The sequence below is a fragment of the Bacillus timonensis genome (assembly GCF_004799755.1).
In the GTDB taxonomy this organism is placed as follows: domain Bacteria; phylum Bacillota; class Bacilli; order Bacillales; family Bacillaceae_L; genus Ferdinandcohnia; species Ferdinandcohnia timonensis_A.
Map to the genome: position 1 here is coordinate 1 of NZ_SLUB01000008.1, position 17,272 is coordinate 17,272.

General features: G+C 33.4%; 19 protein-coding genes and 1 pseudogene. 17 read left to right on the top strand and 3 right to left on the bottom strand.

The window, feature by feature from the left end:
* Positions 1–611 precede the first annotated feature (611 nt).
* From E1I69_RS06545 to E1I69_RS06580, 8 genes are all read left to right on the top strand, one after another.
* On the top strand, positions 612–1,109 hold the full coding sequence (locus E1I69_RS06545) for a DinB family protein (protein WP_136378803.1): 498 nt from the start codon (positions 612–614) through the stop codon (positions 1,107–1,109).
* A 243-nt stretch (positions 1,110–1,352) separates the two neighbouring features.
* A complete protein-coding gene (locus E1I69_RS06550) occupies positions 1,353–2,159 on the top strand; it encodes an aldo/keto reductase (RefSeq protein WP_136378804.1) in 807 nt (268 codons plus the stop codon).
* 354 nt (positions 2,160–2,513) lie between these two features.
* Positions 2,514–2,888, top strand: a complete 375-nt coding sequence (locus E1I69_RS06555) for a hypothetical protein (RefSeq protein WP_136378805.1) — start codon at positions 2,514–2,516, stop codon at positions 2,886–2,888.
* Between the two features lie 369 nt (positions 2,889–3,257).
* On the top strand, positions 3,258–3,908 hold the full coding sequence (locus E1I69_RS06560) for a hypothetical protein (RefSeq protein WP_136378806.1): 651 nt from the start codon (positions 3,258–3,260) through the stop codon (positions 3,906–3,908).
* 232 nt (positions 3,909–4,140) lie between these two features.
* Entirely contained in the window at positions 4,141–4,656 is a 516-nt protein-coding gene (locus E1I69_RS06565) for a GyrI-like domain-containing protein (RefSeq protein ID WP_136378807.1), read from the top strand.
* A gap of 363 nt (positions 4,657–5,019) precedes the next feature.
* Entirely contained in the window at positions 5,020–5,982 is a 963-nt protein-coding gene (locus tag E1I69_RS06570) for a catechol 2,3-dioxygenase (protein ID WP_136378808.1), read from the top strand.
* A gap of 172 nt (positions 5,983–6,154) precedes the next feature.
* On the top strand, positions 6,155–6,829 hold the full coding sequence (locus E1I69_RS06575; RefSeq protein WP_207308516.1) for an HAD family hydrolase: 675 nt from the start codon (positions 6,155–6,157) through the stop codon (positions 6,827–6,829).
* A gap of 49 nt (positions 6,830–6,878) precedes the next feature.
* Positions 6,879–7,382, top strand: coding sequence for a phosphoribosylanthranilate isomerase (locus tag E1I69_RS06580; RefSeq protein ID WP_136378809.1), 504 nt, complete (start codon positions 6,879–6,881; stop codon positions 7,380–7,382).
* A 77-nt stretch (positions 7,383–7,459) separates the two neighbouring features.
* Here E1I69_RS06580 and E1I69_RS06585 read toward each other — a convergent pair whose 3' ends face one another.
* Complete coding sequence (locus tag E1I69_RS06585; protein WP_161974848.1) at positions 7,460–7,732, bottom strand: hypothetical protein; 273 nt, start codon at positions 7,730–7,732, stop codon at positions 7,460–7,462.
* Positions 7,733–8,039: 307 nt separating this feature from the next.
* Here E1I69_RS06585 and E1I69_RS06590 point away from each other — a divergent pair, with 307 nt between their 5' ends.
* The 5 genes and pseudogenes from E1I69_RS06590 to E1I69_RS06610 all read left to right on the top strand — a co-directional run bounded on the left by E1I69_RS06590 (position 8,040) and on the right by E1I69_RS06610 (position 12,895).
* The gene (locus tag E1I69_RS06590; RefSeq protein ID WP_136378811.1) at positions 8,040–8,612 is read left to right on the top strand and encodes a hypothetical protein; all 573 of its coding nucleotides are present in this window, start codon (positions 8,040–8,042) and stop codon (positions 8,610–8,612) included.
* Between the two features lie 236 nt (positions 8,613–8,848).
* Complete coding sequence (locus E1I69_RS06595) at positions 8,849–9,487, top strand: alpha/beta family hydrolase (RefSeq protein WP_136378919.1); 639 nt, start codon at positions 8,849–8,851, stop codon at positions 9,485–9,487.
* Positions 9,488–9,601: 114 nt separating this feature from the next.
* A pseudogene (locus tag E1I69_RS06600) lies at positions 9,602–10,512 on the top strand (Nif3-like dinuclear metal center hexameric protein).
* Positions 10,513–10,570: 58 nt separating this feature from the next.
* Complete coding sequence (locus E1I69_RS06605) at positions 10,571–12,379, top strand: M3 family oligoendopeptidase (RefSeq protein WP_136378812.1); 1,809 nt, start codon at positions 10,571–10,573, stop codon at positions 12,377–12,379.
* A gap of 15 nt (positions 12,380–12,394) precedes the next feature.
* Entirely contained in the window at positions 12,395–12,895 is a 501-nt protein-coding gene (locus E1I69_RS06610) for a GNAT family N-acetyltransferase (RefSeq protein WP_242634550.1), read from the top strand.
* Between the two features lie 76 nt (positions 12,896–12,971).
* On the opposite strand, the gene E1I69_RS06615 is transcribed toward E1I69_RS06610, so the two are convergent.
* Both E1I69_RS06615 and E1I69_RS06620 read right to left on the bottom strand, forming a co-directional pair.
* Positions 12,972–13,595, bottom strand: a complete 624-nt coding sequence (locus tag E1I69_RS06615; RefSeq protein WP_136378814.1) for a LysE family translocator — start codon at positions 13,593–13,595, stop codon at positions 12,972–12,974.
* A gap of 63 nt (positions 13,596–13,658) precedes the next feature.
* Positions 13,659–14,360, bottom strand: coding sequence for an FTR1 family iron permease (locus tag E1I69_RS06620; RefSeq protein WP_136378815.1), 702 nt, complete (start codon positions 14,358–14,360; stop codon positions 13,659–13,661).
* A 208-nt stretch (positions 14,361–14,568) separates the two neighbouring features.
* Here E1I69_RS06620 and E1I69_RS06625 point away from each other — a divergent pair, with 208 nt between their 5' ends.
* From E1I69_RS06625 to E1I69_RS06640, 4 genes are all read left to right on the top strand, one after another.
* Entirely contained in the window at positions 14,569–14,994 is a 426-nt protein-coding gene (locus E1I69_RS06625) for an RND transporter (RefSeq protein ID WP_136378816.1), read from the top strand.
* A 312-nt stretch (positions 14,995–15,306) separates the two neighbouring features.
* On the top strand, positions 15,307–15,624 hold the full coding sequence (locus E1I69_RS06630) for a hypothetical protein (protein ID WP_136378817.1): 318 nt from the start codon (positions 15,307–15,309) through the stop codon (positions 15,622–15,624).
* Positions 15,625–15,670: 46 nt separating this feature from the next.
* Positions 15,671–16,135, top strand: a complete 465-nt coding sequence (locus E1I69_RS06635; RefSeq protein ID WP_136378818.1) for a spore coat protein — start codon at positions 15,671–15,673, stop codon at positions 16,133–16,135.
* A gap of 377 nt (positions 16,136–16,512) precedes the next feature.
* Positions 16,513–17,052 (top strand): DUF1572 domain-containing protein, encoded by a 540-nt coding sequence (locus tag E1I69_RS06640; protein WP_136378819.1) that lies wholly within the window; start codon positions 16,513–16,515, stop codon positions 17,050–17,052.
* The last annotated feature ends 220 nt before the right edge of the window (positions 17,053–17,272 follow it).

Below are 17,272 nucleotides of genomic sequence, written 5' to 3' on the forward strand. Positions count from 1 at the left end.
ACCTAAAGAAGTGGATGTATTCTCAAAAGAAGATATTGTAAAAATAATAGATAATATGGAATGAAATTTTATTCAACTAAGGAGTGCGGTTCTTTAACAAGAGTAGTGGTTCCTGTTACTGGAAAATGGAAAATGTTGTGGCATATGGTGTACTTCTCCCAGGTAAGGGAAATAGCTCTCATTAAATTGATGAATTTATAGAAGTCGATAATCAAAGCGACAGCCATCTTTTCCAAATCATTCTATGAACTAAGCACCTTGTACTATCAAAAGCCAAGTAAGTTGTTTGCTAACAGGTCAACCAAAAAAAATAAAGGCATAAAAGTTGGTTAATCCGAATAAGTCAAAGTAATCAAAGTTTTTCATATTTCAAAATAAAAAAGGTTTAAGCGTATGAATGACTTTATTCTAAATTGATTAAGGATTATTGTTATCGTCACCCGGAAGTTTCAGATTACACTGCCATGTTGGAGAGAAAGGTATGCTCAATTTGGAAGAATCCACTTGGATTCGGTTTTTACCCTTTTGGACCGAATGATTATTATTTTAGTCAGCTTTTTCTTGTTTAATAACTTGAAAGATTATACTAAACAGTAAAGGAGATTGGTTGTATGCAAGTTGTAACCAAAATGTTACTAGAACAACTCGACATGCATGGCCATGAGAATGAGTGGTTTGCATCCATGGATCAGGCGCTTCAAGGAGTCGTCGCAGCCGAGGCAGCATGGACAGGATCGGGAATGAGCAATTCGATTTGGCAAATTGTCAACCACTTGATATTTTGGAATGAAGATGTAATCCATCGAATTAAGGGCACAGTGAATCCGCATAAGGCAGAAGATAATGAAGAAACCTTCGGAAATCCGGGGGATCCTGAAGACGAAATTGGGTGGACTCAGACATTGCAACGCCTTAATGAAGTTATGGATAAATTAAAAACGGTCATTGAGGATCTTGACGATGAAGGGTTAAAAGCTCCGTATGCAGCTAACAGGTATTCTATTGAGCGTTTACTCAGCAATATCATGATGCACGATACGTATCATATTGGACAAATTGTACTGCTGCGAAAATTGCAATCCTCTTGGAATGGCGTTGATTGGTCGTAAAGCACATTGTTGCAAATTGTGATATAGATATTATCTGGAAGGCATTATGGGAGCGAACTGTTTAGTTGACAGGATCAAGTCCCAAGGGTGCTGACGTTCTAACCTAGTTAACCTTGTACGGGTGCGTTGATCTAAAGAGATTAATCTCTTCTCTTGTATTACTTTTTGAAGATTCTACAATTTGTTATAATGTACTTTGTAAGTTAAGTAATTAGAGTATACAGAGGGAGTGCTTGAAAACAAATGGAATACATAACACTTAATAATGGGTTAAAAATGCCAATTGTAGGCACAGGTACAAATACTTATGGAAAAGAAAATAATGAGTATAACGGGGCGTTAACAGATGAAATTCCTGAATTAGTATCAGCACTTGAGTTAGGTTACCGTTCAATAGACGCAGCTATCATTTATCGAAACGAAGAACTTGTCGGAAGAGTTTTAGCAGAAAGCACAGTGCCTCGAGAAGAGCTATTCATAACGACAAAAGTTCCAGCTAACGAAGAATATATTTCTTCAAAGGAAGCTACTCGAGCAGCTATCGATAACAGTCTAAAAAACTTTCAAACAGACTATCTCGACCTGCTTCTTATTCACTTCCCTATCGAAGACAAAGTACAACTTAAAAACACTTGGGAAGTCTTTGAGGAATATTACGAAGCGGGCAAACTAAAAGCAATCGGCGTTTCAAACTTTGGAAAAAATCATCTAGATGAATTGAAAGAATTTGCTAAAGTGAAGCCAGCTGTTAATCAAATACAAGTTAACTTAAAAGAACCTAACAAAGATCTCCTTGCTGTATTAAAAGACGAGGGCATTACACCTGTTGCATGGGGACCTATGAAAACCGAAGCCCATCAAAAAGAAGTTTTGGATGAAATCGGTAAAGCCTATAAAAAATCTGGTGCACAAGTCTTATTAAAATACCAAATTCAACGCGGTGTGATCGTTATTCCTAAATCTCACAACCGTGAAAATCAAGCATCTAATCTCGATCTTTTCGATTTCGTATTATCTGCAGAGGATATAGAGAAAATTGAAAACTTATAATTAGTTAGTCCTTCATCCTAGTGATATGAATAATATCGCTAGGATTTTTATTTTTCCAAAACAATGAGTTTGGAGTAGTACCGTTTTTTATTGAACTAAAGGGCAGCAATAATTAGTTTGTGAAGCTGTGCACTTAAATAACGGGTGCAATATTTCAACAAGGCGACCATTAAATGGATCGTGATTTTCTGTAAAATAATTCAAAACTAAATGGAATATTATGTTAATATTAGGTTGTGAATGGGTAAGCAGATTTATATTATTGTCCTTGTATTAATTGCTGTTCTTAACAAACGAAGCAGTTATGTTTAATAAGGCAATATTGAAATTGTTTTAATTACATGGGGGGTTTAGATGATACTAAGAAAATTTCTAGGATTTGTTTTTACCACTCTCTTAACTGGATTATTTCTCACTGTTTTTTTTGCAATAATGAATGACTTTGATAATTTATTTGCTGCACTTGGTATTCTACTTGCAGGTACAGCACCATTTATGTTTCTCATAGGCTTACCAGTATCTATCTTCTCTGATTATCTAACAAAGAATTTAAACAGTAAACAAAGATTTAAAAAGGCATTTATGATTTATATGATCTTTGGCCTAATCATTGGATTAGTTCTCTCTTTCTTTTTTGAGCATTTATTACTTCTTGTAATAACATTAGTAGCCTCATTCATTTACTGGATAGTTGATGAAATTTTGAGAAAGAAATTTACAGCGTACTAAATAACTATTATTAAACTATCGGGTAACGTTGATCCAAGTAGAATAGGAGCATTTTTTTGAAATTTTTTAAGAATGGAACCAGTTTAGTAAAATATTAGGAAAGAAGGTGGCTGTTTGAAATCCTTTGGTGTAGGAATTGGAACTTTACTATTAGGCTTTAATTATTTGCACATTTCTTGCAACTACTTTTAGTTCTGGTGCGGCTGAAATCGGAAGGTTCTTACTTAGGTGTTATTGGATTTTCAATTTTGTATTTAGCAAGTGTGATAGCAATGTGTACTTACACAACAAAAAAGTAAACATTCAACTAACGAAGCCAAATTAATGTTTCTTTAAATTAATAATTCATAATTAATTCAGGAGGTGTCTATGAAACAAATAATTTGTACGACTCTGTTTTTTGTACTCTTTCTGGTTCTACATACGCTTGTATCTTGGTTATTTCCGTTTTTATTTTATTTATGGTACGTAGTTTGGCCTGTGATTGTGCTGGTTTCTTTACTAGTTTGCAAGTTTATCTATAATTGGTTAGAACGTCAGGAAAAAAGGTATTTACCACCTAAAAGACAAGCAACAGTCTTTTTCTCCTTAGTGTTTGTAGCAATTTCTATATTTGGTTTACAATACTGGAATAGTTTTCAAGAAAAATCTTTGAAAGATGTATTAGACAGGTATAGTTATCCAAAAGAAATTTCAATAGACACTTATAGTTATCCGAAAGAAATATCAATGAATACACCTATGGATTCTTGGAAAACTAGGGATTCCCAAACTATTAGTGAGTTAATGGAATTTTTATCTCAATATAAGGTGAAGAAAACGAGAAAAGAGAGTGAATTTTACATTTCTGAAACCACCTATGAAATAATGTGGAAGAATGAAAAAGGTCTTAATGGACCAGCTATGGTTATGATAAAAATTGGGGAGAACGATATTTGGATAAATTGGGAGGATCATTACAATGTGTTAAATGCTCCTGTAGATATGGGGTGGATAAAAAGTTATAGTTCGAAAGATTAATATGTTATTTTACAAGCCGCAGAGTCAGAAAATAAAGTTTTTGACTAACGGGTAGCAATACTTGAACAAGGAGTTCGTAATGGTGTCTCTCTCTATTTTTAATTTCTATATAATATTTTGAATATTATGTTAGTATGTCGGATTTTGTCCTATGGAGAAGGTTTATAGAATTGGGAAGCTAAGATACTAGTTTATTAATTGAAATATGAAGAGATTTTAAGGAGATGAAGAAATGAATCATGTTTTTCAGGAATTAGTGGAAAAGTATAAGCCAAAAATTATAGATAAAAGGGAATTTAGAGTTGTAGGAATATCGTGTAATACAACCATGATGGATAAAGACATTAAAGTTCCTAATGTCGTTGAAGAATTCCATTCTTCTAGAATTGGCGAGGTCAAAAATAGAATGGATGAAACAATCTCCTATGGTATTTTTGTTGATCCCCCTAACTTTAACCCAGAAAAAGATGAGTTTACTTGGATTGCTGGTGTAGAAGTAACAAATGATGAAGATATCCCATTAGATATGATGTCTATTACCATTTCCGCCCATCAATATGCTGTACTCGCGTTTAATCCAAAGACTGATGATATTAATCCCTATCAGTTCCTTTATCAATGGTTTACGAGGGAAGGATATGAAGAAGCGGATCTCATTGGTTTTGAAGTGTATAATCCATATAAAGGTGTAGATTCGGATTATATCCTGCATTTACCTGTTAAAAAAATCAGAAGAATTATTAAATAAACGAAAATGAAATTAGTTGAGTGAGTGGTGGTAAGGATTGCTGCTATTCTCCTTTGACTATATGAACAACGGGATTATACCCGTTGTTTTTTTGCAAACTTTTATAGAATATAAAATTGGAAACTTTCATAATATTTTATAATTGCATATATTCATAATTTTGTGTAAGCTAATTCTAGCATAAGTAATTGTAAGCGCTTTAAAAAATCCTGTTGTATTCCTTTAAAGGGGGTCTTTTTTGATAATAAGAAGTATGGAAATCACTGCCTACGCCTGCTTAATTCCAAGTTTGTATGATGAGCTACATGATGAACAGATATATGTATTTTTATAAAAATATTTTTCTAATCAGGAGGTTTTATTATGTCAAATTTTGATGTAGCCCAATTAGCTCATGTAGAACTGTATTCTCCAAAGCCTGAAGAGACACTTAAGTTTTTTACAGATTATCTTGGCTTGCAGATTAGTGCCAGAGAAGGACAGTCTGTTTATTTACGGGCCTATGAAGATTTCTATCATCATACGTTAAAAATCACAGAAGCAAAGGAAGCGGGTATGGCACATGCTGCTTGGAGAGCAAGCTCTGAAGTTGCACTGTATCAAAGAGTTCAATCCCTTGAAAAAAGTGGATATGGAAAGGGATGGATTGAAGGAGACCTTGGACATGGGGATGCATATCAATTCCAAACACCTGATGGTCATAATATGGAGATTCTTTGGAATGTTGAGTATTACCAGGCTCCGGAAGATCAAAAGACAATGCTGAAGAGTCGTCCACAAAAGAGACCGAATATCGGGATTCCAGCAAGGCGCTTAGATCATATAAATTTAATGTGTAGAAATGTCACACAAAATAAACAGTTTATGGCAGACGAATTAGGTTTTAAACTTCGTGAAAATATTATCATGAATGATGGGGCCGAGATGGGTGCATGGATGAGTGTTAGTCCACTAGTACATGAAATAGCGCTTATGGGAGACCAAAGTGGAGAAAAAGGGAGATTCCATCATGTTGCTTATTGGTATGGATATCCTCAACATTTAATGGATTTAGCGGATTTGCTAGTTGAAAACGGGATAGAAATCGAAGCTGGCCCAGGTAAACATGGGATAAGTCAGGCATACTTTATGTATGTTTTTGAGCCGGGTGGAAACCGTGTTGAGTTATTTGGAGACTCTGGTTACTTAATATTGGATCCAGATTGGAAAACGATTACGTGGAGAGAGGAAGAATTGGATAAAGGAATCATTTGGTATGGTTCACCACTCCCTCAAGAATATTTCCTATATGGTACACCTGATCGAACATCGGTTAAAGTAAAATAAAGAAAAAAGAATTGTAAAAAGTTACGAATCGCCCAATTCTATGTTGTACATAAAAAACAGTAACCTCGAATAACTTCATTCCTGCAAAGATCATCAAATGATGGTCTTTCTTTTTTTGGAAAAAACTTGGAATATTATGATAATATGAATGTGTGAAAGGTTGTGAAATGATATGAGAGGTTATAAGGCAATGCTTTTTGATTTAGATGATACCTTACTCAATAGGGATAAGGCAGTAGAACAAATGTTTCAACTGATTTTAGAAAAGTGTTATGAGGAAGATATTAAAGAATCAACAAAGAACGACATGCAACAATCATTCAAAGATTATGATAAAAGAAGCTATGGCATTAGTGATAAAACACAAGTGTTTGAATCTTTTTTTGATGAATATCCGCCAAACGTTAGATGGCCTCATAGATATAGTCAAGATTTTTGGAATGAAAATTTTCCGCAATGTTTTTCTATAGACCATAATACTATACATATCGTAAACACTATAAAGATGCATGTTAAGGTTGGAATAATAACAAATGGCTCAACACAGAGACAAAAAGCAAAAATATTGAACACTCATTTACATCATTGTTTTGATACAATCATTATTTCTGAAGAAGTAGGATTTAGTAAACCTGATGAACGCATATTTGAATTAGCATTACATAAGCTTAACGTACGACCGGAAGAAGCATTATTCGTAGGAGATAACATAGTAAAGGATATTGGTGGTTGTCAACATGCAAATATGAAGGGGATATGGTTCAATCCTCATAAGATAAAGAATGAAACCGAAATAAAACCGTATGCCGAGATCCGATCTTTTGATAGATTATTAAGTTATCTATAAAAATGTAGAAAAGACGGGGCTGTATAATCCTGGGAAAGTGAGAGAACAAATGGGTACTGACAAGTTTAATGAGTTTATTGAAATTGCTAAAAAATTAAATGATATTGAAATTATTCCATTGCTCATGGGGTCAGTTGGTTTAGAAATCGTTACAGGAAAGAGTTGGGATGCTCAAGACTTAGATATTCATGTGCATGGTGATAAGAGGGGCTGGGAGGTACCACCTGAATTATCTATATTTAACTGGGATAAAATTATGAATATCATGAATTCCATGGGGTATACCCTAATAGATTTGCATGAGCATGAGTTTTCTAAAGAAAGTTTATCCGTTGAATTTGGAATTATAGACACGTTACCTGATTTTGCAGGGGTACCATTAGAGGAATTGGAATTACATATAAAGGGTGAGGTAAAGTATTATTTGCTAAATCCTAAGCAATATCTTTCTGTTTACGAGTCTTCATCGAAGGACAGTTACCGATCAGATAAAAATAATAATAAAGATAATAAAAAAGTTGAGTTTCTAAAAAAGATGGTGGAGGATGATTAAGCATATATTTATGCAAGTAGTTTCCGGTTGTAAGCTGAAGTTACCCAAACAAACGGCATTCATTTTATATAAAAATATTAGTGTTTGAATAATACCTTCATATCATCTGGAACAATGATTACATCTTCTATTTTAAGTTCACTTTCTTCATTAGGAGGTGTAATCCTTAGCTTCACCAATAACATTTCTCCATTGTCAAAAGTAACCAATTCATACCTTTCGTAACTAGAACCTGCAGTTGTAAGTTCTTGAAGTTCTTTAAACTCACTTTCAGAAATACTACCTTTCCTTTCTTCAGCAAACAATGAAGAAAAACTACGATAATTATCATTGTCTATTGCTAATTTCATTAACCAAGCGGTCTCCTCTGGATTATCGGGTGCCACAGTTTTATTACTACAACCTATAATTCTCCCCAACAATAATGAAGTAAGTAAGAAATGTTTAATATATACCTCATAAATTCCCCTCCAATTCGAAGATAATTCGCATTTAACCGAACAAATATTATTAAAATTATACGATAAAAAGTAAAAATATACCATTCGCCTTTCATGTTTAATATCAGGTTGGATTTTTCGAAAAATTACATTTTTTTGAAACCAATACAATTATTGTTCGTATTTATTATTTGAACGTACAGTAGGAGGGGTAAAAATGGAGTTGACTAGAAATTACGAAAAAAGACATTTCTTTGTTTCAATAGCTGTGATTATAGCAGTTTCCATTCCTTTTGCAGTGCCATTCTTTCCTTTTATCATCTCAGATGTTATGTACGCAACTAGGGAAACTTGGTTTATTCAAACACCAAAAGCTGCTTATTTTCTGTGGGGAGCGGGATTTCTTCTATGGTTATTAGCTACAATCATCATATATTATTTCAATGTCAACAAAGCTTCCCTTATAGTTGGGATTGTCATGTTTATATTAAGCTTTATACCGATTGTGTTGGGGGCAAATCACTACAAAGAATTAAGTGATGATGGGGTGACTTTCAGTGAGATAAGCACACTCGATCAAAAACATTATAAATGGGATGAAATTAATAAAATTGTTTATCATCTTGAAAAAGAAAAAGGAAAAAGGTCTATATTAGAGTTTCAATTTAAGGATGGAAATAATGTGAAACTTGTAAGGGATAGCCATTTGTCAAATGATTACTATAAACTTAGAGAAAAGATATCAGAATACCAAATTGAATTTGTTAATAGCAAAAATAGCAGCGATTAAAAAAAGAAGAATCAATTTAATATAGGATGAATTATTTTCTCGATTTTGAGAAGTAAAATTGGTTTCGACATGCTCTAGCATTACACGAACCTGAACATGAGTGGCTTCAATTTTTGTCCATTGAATATCTAAAAGATTAAATAGCCTAGTTATTGGGGGTAATAAGTCATTTTGAAGAAGGAATATTTGCTTAAAGTGAAGAATACAAGTAGAAAACCTAAGGATGTGAAATAGTGATGACTAACATTGAAGTGGAAAGCCCGAAGAGTATTCCTTTTCGGCTAATTGAACAAAAACAAGAAGTAAATAATTTAGTTATTGTCCTGCCAGGGGCTGGTTACCCAACTCAGGCTCCGTTGTTACACTTTACCACAGGGTTATTCTATACGAAAGGCTTTGATGTTTTACATATTAATTATTCTTATAATAGGCAAGAGTTATCTGATCTAAGTAATGAGGATTTCAAAAAAGATGTTCAACTTGCAATTGACAAAGCAATAAAGCATAAAAATTATAGTAATTATTTTATAGTGGCTAAATCAATAGGAACAAAAGCTTTAAGTGATCTGCTAAATTATACAAGGTTCAACGATGCAAAAGTAGTATGGTTGACTCCAATTTTACAAAATGATGATGTTTATAAGACTATGGTCAATTGTGATAATAAGGGTCTATGTATTATTGGAGATAAAGATCCTTGTTTCATTGAGGATCGCTTTGAAAGCTTGAAAAATAATCATAATCTTACATTAAAAGTAATAGATGGTGCAAATCATGGCTTAGAGCTTGATAAGGAACCAATGAAATCTATTGACCTATTAAAAAGCGTCATTTCTGATATGAATGAGTTTTTAAAAACGAACGGGCATCCTTAAAGGGATGTCTTTATTTCTATTGAACTATCGGTTAGTTGAGTCGAGTAAAGGATTAACGCTATTTTTGCAGAAGTTATTTACAGTTACTAGATCACAATTTTAGGGGGAAGAATTATGGTTCTTCTAGATGATGTAGTAAATAAGTTAGATGAAGAATTTAATATATAATTCTTCGGTAAAGACCCTGCTTTTAGTCGATTTATTCCTGAAGTATATGAAACAGTGCCATTCGATTGGAAATCTGTTTTTGAGAAAGATTTTACCGAATTATTTAATGGGTGGATGATGAAAGGTTCCTCAGAAATAAAAAACGTATTTTTATCTGTGTTTCCAACTGATTATGTTTTAGAGCGATTTATCAACGAAAGTAATGAGGGTGATCTATTATTTATGCACCATCCTCTATTAATGGAGTGTGGAGACCCCTATGGAATATGGGGTAAAGGCTTTGTCCCAATTAAAGAAAAATATATAAATAAAATAAGGGATAGAAATTTATCTATTTATACATGCCTTTAGATTATCACAAACAATTGGGAACAAATATATCGATTGCTAAAGCATTAGATGCTAGTATTGTTGATGGTTTTTTACCAAATCATCAAGGTGATAATCTTGTCTTAATTTGTGATATTGATGAGACAAATACTGATGCATTAGAGCAGACCTTAAAAGAAATCTTTAAAGTTCCCTATGTTGACTTTGAAGGAAAGCGTTTAAATCGTATACGCAAAATTGCGATTGTTGCTGGATGTGGAGATAAAATCGAATGGATGAAAGAAGCAGAAAATAGAGGGGCTCATGCCTATATTACTGGTGAAATTCACTGTCATATTGATAACGAATATGGAAAAATGAAATATGATAAGATGCTGGGTTACGCAAATGTCACAACTATGTCGCTTATTGGTGTATCACATTCAGCTTCGGAATATTATGTCAAAAAGACATTAATTAAAGATTGGTTCGAAAGAAATTTTGATGTTATGCCTATATTAATTCCACAGGAAAAATGGTGGCTATAACTGATTATTGTGAATTGGATGGATAGAGCCTAATTTAATTTACATCAGGGGGTAAAAATTGAACAAAACAAGATATTCTAAAATATGGAGCCTTGATAATTTGTATCAAGATGGAAGTGAGTCAAGTCAACTTTATAATCATATAACACAGATAGAGATTAAGATGACTGAATTGGAAGAACAACTAGATTCATTTGGTAACCTATTGGAAGTAAATTTATCTATTAAAATCGGGTCAATAGTAAAACACATGGCAGATCTTCGTTTGCACCTATCTCAGGTCAATTCTTATACAACTTGTCTTCTGGCACAAAACCCAAAAGATCAAAATGCAATCACTGTAAGAGGGGTTACATCTTCAAAAAATGCTCGCTTTGAGTCAGCTATTAAAACATTTCAAAGTGTTTTGTTTTCAATCGATCAAGATTTATGGGAAGACATAGTAGAAGCTAAGGCGTTAAAGAATTACAAATTTATACTTAATGAATGGCGTAAAAAAGCTAAAATGTTTCTTTCAGAGGATGAAGAAAGGTTGATTTCAGCTCTGATGGTAGATGGTTACTATGCTTGGGGTCAATTTTATCAAACAGTAATAGGCAGTATAAAGATTGAAATTAAGATTGAAGAAGAACATAAAGAATTATCTGTTGGTCAAGCCATTAATTTGCGTTCTCACCCAAACAAGGATATTCGTAAAACGGTTCATCATGCTTTAGAAGATATCTGGAAAGAAAAAGAGGACCTATTCGCACATATATTAAATCATATTGCAGGTTTTCGATTGCAAGTGTACAAAAAAAGGGGACAAGATAATGTCTTAGCAGAGCCACTAATGGAAAATCATTTAAAAGCGGAAACATTAAATGCAATGTGGACCGCAGTATGCAAATATAAAAAACCATTTACTAACTATTTAAACGAAAAAGCAAAAAAGTTTGACGAAAAAAAGATGAAGTCATATAACTTTTGGGCACCTATTGGAAATATGAATCAAGTGATAGAATATGAAAAAGCTGTGGACTTTATTTTGGAACATTTTAATCATTTTGGAAATGAAATGGCTAATTTTGCTCAGCAAGCATTTGATAACGGATGGATAGAAGCTGAAGATCGACCAAATAAATCCGCTGTTGCCTTTTGTGCAGGCTTTCCACTATCTGGTGAATCAAGGATTTTTATGACATATGGAGACAGAATTACAAGTCTACTAACCTTAGCACACGAATTAGGTCATGCCTTTCATAATTATGCGATGAAGCTTGTAGAAGGATTGAATAAGCAATATCCATTGAGTGTTGCTGAAACTGCTTCAACATTTTCTGAACTAATCATATTAGATGCAGCAATAGAAGAAGCGGAATCTACTGAAGAAAAATTGTTTTTACTAGATGAAAAATTAAAACGTAGTGTTATGAATTTTATGAATATACATTCTAGGTTTCTGTTTGAAGATAAATTCTATGAAGAACGTAAAATGGGCATCGTTTCTTCATCACGTTTAAAAGAGCTTATGCAAGAAGCTTTAGATGTGGCTTACGGTGAATCACTTGATCACGCTTCATTATACTCGTGGGTTTGGACACCACATTATTATCTGACAAAATCGCCATTTTATAACTTTCAATATACTTTCGGGTACTTACTTTCTCTTATTCTCTATGCAAAATCAAAAGAAAATGGGCGAGAATTTGAAAAGAATTATATAGAACTGTTACGTGATTCAGGTAGTATGTCCATGGAAGATTTAGTGATGAAGCATTTAAAAGAAGATATTACTTCTGTAGATTTTTGGGAAAAAGGAATAAAAGTATGTGTTCAAGATGTTGAAAACTTTATTAACTTGAGTAATATCTTAAAAGAAAAATAGATGGAGGGAATAAGGTTGGTAAGGGTTGTAAAAATAGACGGGGATGAAGGCTTATTGGAATCCATCGATGGTCTCTATAGACGAGTATGGAATCAATCTATCAAAGAAAGATTGGAAAAACATATGAAGTATGACGGATTTAGGGGATATATAATGAAGTCAGATGATGATGAAATTATAGGTTTTTCTTATGGTTATATTTCACGTTCGGGTCAATATTATCACGATTTACTTGCAAATGAGCTAGGTCCAATTAAGTACGAAAAATGGCTTGAAGATTGTTTTGAATTTGTTGAATTAGCTGTGCATCCAAATCATAGAAACCAGGGTTACGGCACAATTCTTATTCATGAGTTACTAAAGGAAGTAACGAATAAGACCACTGTTCTAACTACTCAAGTAAATAATAGTTCTGCCCGTAATTTGTATCAAAGATTGGGATGGTTGGTTGTTAAGGAACCGTTTGTACCGAGTAAAAATGATTCTCCATATGTGATCATGGGGAAGGATTTGTGATAAAAAGTTAATGTGGTTAAACAAATTTTCTCTTTAAGAAAACCCCGTCCTAATCGTAGAACAGGGTTTTTTCTTCTCATTTTTGGCTAAAGGCAATTTTTAAGCCGATTAGGGTGAACAGAGACCCTTGAATATAGTTAATCTTTTGAGAAAAGGTTGGATTTTTACGTAGAAAATGACCAACTTTTCCAGCAAATAGACTAATTAAAGAAAAAATGACTAACGTCTGTACTAGAAAGAGGATTCCATAAACAAGCATTTGAATGGAAACATGCCCATTCTCATAGTTAATAAACTGTGGGAAGAAAGCTAAGAAAAACAAAGAAACTTTTGGGTTTAATAGATTCATAATTACGCCTTTTTTGTATAAAGATTTGTAATCTAGGGTGTCCTCATTGAGAAGATTTAAACTCGATGTCTTTTCTCTAAAAGACTTAAAAGCTAAGAATAATAAGTAAGCTGCTCCTGCGTATTTTACGATCGTGAATGCAAAAGCTGACTTGTAAATCACAGCTGAAATTCCAACTGTTGCAGCTGCAATATGTACCAATAATCCAGTGCAAAGCCCAAGTGTTGTAAAGATCCCTGCATTTTTTCCTTTTGCGATACTCTGTGCCAAAGTGAACAAGTTATCTGGTCCTGGCATTATCGTAAGAACGATGGCTGCACCCAAAAAAGAAATAACAGAAAGGTAATCCACGTCATCCCTCCTCGAATCTATTATTGGTTAATTTTAACATAACATATTAAACTAGTGTTTGCTTTAGGCATTTTGTTTCTTGAATTTCGCAAAATCATTTTTAAATAAAAGGTAAAATGAAGGAAGAATAAATACTGCCATTAATCCAATTTCAATGCCTTCAGTTTCTACAGAAATGAGTTCTATAATCCCTTCCGCAAACATTTCACCACCTATGAAAATAAGAATGAGCCCTAACCCCTTAAAAATAAAGCCTAGATTTAATTTTATGGTTGTTTTAAATAGTAAGATAGCTACCAGAATAGACACTAGGATTCCAATAAAACTACCTAAGACAACCGTGCTTGCTGCTTCTGTTACTTGGGTTAAATTAAAGATAACTAGCTCCATTCCTTCACGCGCCACTGATAAAAACGCTAAAAGAAATAATCCAATTCCTGATGTTGTCTTGGCAACTTGCTCTTTTATCTCTGATGTTACATGTTGATTGCGGTGCAACCATAAAATAAAGTAGGCAATCAGTCCAGCTGCCACTAACATCATAGAAACCTCTAAAATTTCCCCAGCTTCATGAGAAATACGTTGAGCAAACTGAAAGAGGATGAATCCAAGTACTGCACTTCCTATTACTCCTGCAATGGTACCTGACACTACTACTCTAGTTAGATGGTTTCGGCCAAGTTTCGTTAAAGTTATTAGGATGATTCCGATAATCAATGCTGCTTCAAGTCCTTCACGGAAAGATAAAAATAAGGAATCTAACATAAAAAAGCACTCCTTTATCAATATTGATAATCATTTTCATTTAATTAAATAATAATGAGAATCATTATCATTGTCAATAATAAATAAAGAGAAAAATGGATAGATAGTGAAACGCCAATACATGATTAAACCCACAACCACTGTAGAGCATGGATAATAAAGGAAAATAACAACCTTTTGTTGAATAAGTTACGTTAGGAGGGATCAAATGAACAAAAATGAATACATGAAGGCTATTAATTGGACGATTTTCATATTAGCGATATTTACGGCGATTATAAGTGCTTATACCACTCTATATGATCTTACCCATACACCTGCTTTGGGTGACGATGTGCAGTCCCGTGCAGGTTTTCGATGGGGTTCATTGCATATTTTCATCTCGATTGCCATACTGATTATTTCCGCATTTTTAGCAATAGGGTGGAAACGCTTATTTCCATTTAACGTTCCGATAGCGATCATTCTAGTCGGTTTTTGTTATGTATTATTTTTTCTTACCTTCACGATTGGATGGGTTGGGGCGGTAGGCATGTTTGGGTTTTTAATTGCTTTCTTAGTAGGGATGGTTTTAATAATCTCTTATTCTATTGCTAATCTTATTGAACGGCGAAAGACTGTAAATAAAAGTTAGAGTAAACGTGCTCTTTATAAGAATATGCATTTTACAAAACAACCTATTTTTACGAATGGTGCGATAGTCCAAGAAGGATTATCGCTTATTTTGATTTAGTCTAATTACGTAATACCTGTTTAAATCTATGGCTTTTTTAGGAATTCACCCTAAGATTGATGAATTTTTTAGTGAATTTTAAAAGTCATTCCCTATGTATGTACAAAAACCTATTTATTGGATAAATATAAGGAAATTCCACGTATGTCTTATACACTAAACGTGACATTTACATATAGTAGCATTGTGTAATTGATTAAAGGAGGGGTGACAATGGGGGTAAATCCACAAGACTTACAAAATTCGCAGCAAAAGCTCACAAACATGCTTGTTAAAAATATTTTAAATAAACATGGCGTTCAATTAAATACACCTAATCTTTCAAGGAATCAAAAACAAGAACTTCGTAATACAATTCGAAAATTACAAGAGCAAACTCAACAATTTTTGAATAACACACAAACGACTATAACAGAAAATGATGTAAATCCAGATACAGGAATGGTTGAAAATACAAATACAACTAGACCCAAAGTTTACAAATCAGTTGTGACAAACAAACCAACAGGTCAAAGTCGTAAATTGAAATAACTTAATACCCATTTAAATTATTAAAAAATCAAGGAGGAAAATGATTATGAACCAAGAAACTTATCGTTTCAACACAGCAGATCAAAATAGATGGTCTGCATTAGATCCAAGTTCTGACCACCCATGCAATATTAACAATGATGAAATCGTTCAAGAGGCGACTCAGGCCGCAGATAATTTGCAATTTAATGAGGAATTAATTTTTATTAAAGATTCATGTGATGTTACTGTAACAACTACAGATACAAAAGCGGCATTAAATTTACAGGCTGCTTTACAAGCTGCAATTGCTGTAGTTGTAAGCATTTCAATCGCGGATAGCTCACAAGCTCAGAGAGTGACTCAGGAATTACTACAAGCATCTAGAAACAGACAGATTTCTCGCCAAAAGACTGTCATCGAAAACTCAAGAAATGTTAATGTAACAACAACTGACACTCAAGTTGCTGTGAACGTACAACTTTTACTCCAAATTTTACTTGCTTTATTAGTTGAAGTTAATATCCTTTAATCACTCTCCTGCTACTATTCTATGATAATAAACCAAACCATGACATTAATATTACCCACTTTTTATTAAGAAATTTTTCGAGTGTGATAAACGATTAGCGGGTTCAGATGAGCTAATAAGTATATCTTTTGGAGGTGGAATTAGGAAACTAATTTGCAACTCCGTTTCATTTTATAACTATGTTTATTAGCAAATTTACGGTTTTTAACATACAAATTAGTACCCCAAACAAGGGTGTAAAAAAATATTGTACCCTTGTAAAGGTGAATGCCTTTTTAGAAGAAAAATGTTCGAACGAGGAAGTTACTTACATAATATGTTGTGTTAATATTTAGAAAAAGGGGAAACAGTTTTTTAAAATTCTGGAGGGGATGACTGTGAATCTTGGAAACGAATATTTGAGAATTGTCATTGAGAGATTCAAAGATGTAAAAAGCCTTGGAGAGAAGACAATGACTCAGTTATCGGAAGAGGAACTCCATTGGACCTATAATAACGAGTCCAATAGTGTTGCAATCATAGTAAAGCATTTAAGCGGTAATATGGTTTCGAGATGGACTGACTTTTTAACATCTGACGGGGAAAAGCAATATAGAAAACGCGATGAAGAATTTCGAGATGATATCTCCTCAAAAACAGAGTTAATAACTATCTGGGAAAAAGGGTGGAAAGTCTTAATCGATACATTAACCAGTTTAAGTGAACAAGATTTATTAAAACATATTTACATTCGTGGAGAACGCCATTTAGTTTTAGAAGCCATCGAAAGGCAAATGGCACATTACGCTTATCATGTCGGCCAAATCGTTTATATTGGGAAGCAATTAAAAGATAGTACTTGGAAGAGCCTCAGCATCCCAAAAGGCGAGTCAGAGGAATACTTAAAGGAAATGCTTGAAAAACACAAAGGAAAATAAGAAAAGCTTTTTTCTTTTTCGAATATCTGGAACATATTTTGGTTACGTTATTACCAGCATTTCTACCATGTCCACAATCTTCAGTGCATGATCCTTTTCTATCTACATTACCATCAAATTGGAATTTCACAATTTACTGGCTGATGAAGCTTAAACAATTGCAAACTAACATATTATGTAGTTAATCAAATAAAAGAACGTAACATCCGCAAAACTTTGT

Bases quoted from the DNA above. Each gene is read 5' to 3' on its own strand.
- E1I69_RS06585 (WP_161974848.1), bottom strand. From the start codon at position 7,732: ATGAAATTAGCAATAGACAATGATAATTATCGTAGTTTTTCTTCATTG.
- E1I69_RS06625 (WP_136378816.1), top strand. From the start codon at position 14,569: ATGAACAAAAATGAATACATGAAGGCTATTAATTGGACGATTTTCATA.
- E1I69_RS06545 (WP_136378803.1), top strand. From the start codon at position 612: ATGCAAGTTGTAACCAAAATGTTACTAGAACAACTCGACATGCATGGC.
- E1I69_RS06630 (WP_136378817.1), top strand. From the start codon at position 15,307: ATGGGGGTAAATCCACAAGACTTACAAAATTCGCAGCAAAAGCTCACA.
- E1I69_RS06570 (WP_136378808.1), top strand. From the start codon at position 5,020: ATGTCAAATTTTGATGTAGCCCAATTAGCTCATGTAGAACTGTATTCT.
- E1I69_RS06575 (WP_207308516.1), top strand. From the start codon at position 6,155: ATGAGAGGTTATAAGGCAATGCTTTTTGATTTAGATGATACCTTACTC.
- E1I69_RS06555 (WP_136378805.1), top strand. From the start codon at position 2,514: ATGATACTAAGAAAATTTCTAGGATTTGTTTTTACCACTCTCTTAACT.
- E1I69_RS06560 (WP_136378806.1), top strand. From the start codon at position 3,258: ATGAAACAAATAATTTGTACGACTCTGTTTTTTGTACTCTTTCTGGTT.
- E1I69_RS06580 (WP_136378809.1), top strand. From the start codon at position 6,879: ATGGGTACTGACAAGTTTAATGAGTTTATTGAAATTGCTAAAAAATTA.
- E1I69_RS06565 (WP_136378807.1), top strand. From the start codon at position 4,141: ATGAATCATGTTTTTCAGGAATTAGTGGAAAAGTATAAGCCAAAAATT.
- E1I69_RS06590 (WP_136378811.1), top strand. From the start codon at position 8,040: ATGGAGTTGACTAGAAATTACGAAAAAAGACATTTCTTTGTTTCAATA.
- E1I69_RS06550 (WP_136378804.1), top strand. From the start codon at position 1,353: ATGGAATACATAACACTTAATAATGGGTTAAAAATGCCAATTGTAGGC.
- E1I69_RS06620 (WP_136378815.1), bottom strand. From the start codon at position 14,360: ATGTTAGATTCCTTATTTTTATCTTTCCGTGAAGGACTTGAAGCAGCA.
- E1I69_RS06595 (WP_136378919.1), top strand. From the start codon at position 8,849: ATGACTAACATTGAAGTGGAAAGCCCGAAGAGTATTCCTTTTCGGCTA.
- E1I69_RS06635 (WP_136378818.1), top strand. From the start codon at position 15,671: ATGAACCAAGAAACTTATCGTTTCAACACAGCAGATCAAAATAGATGG.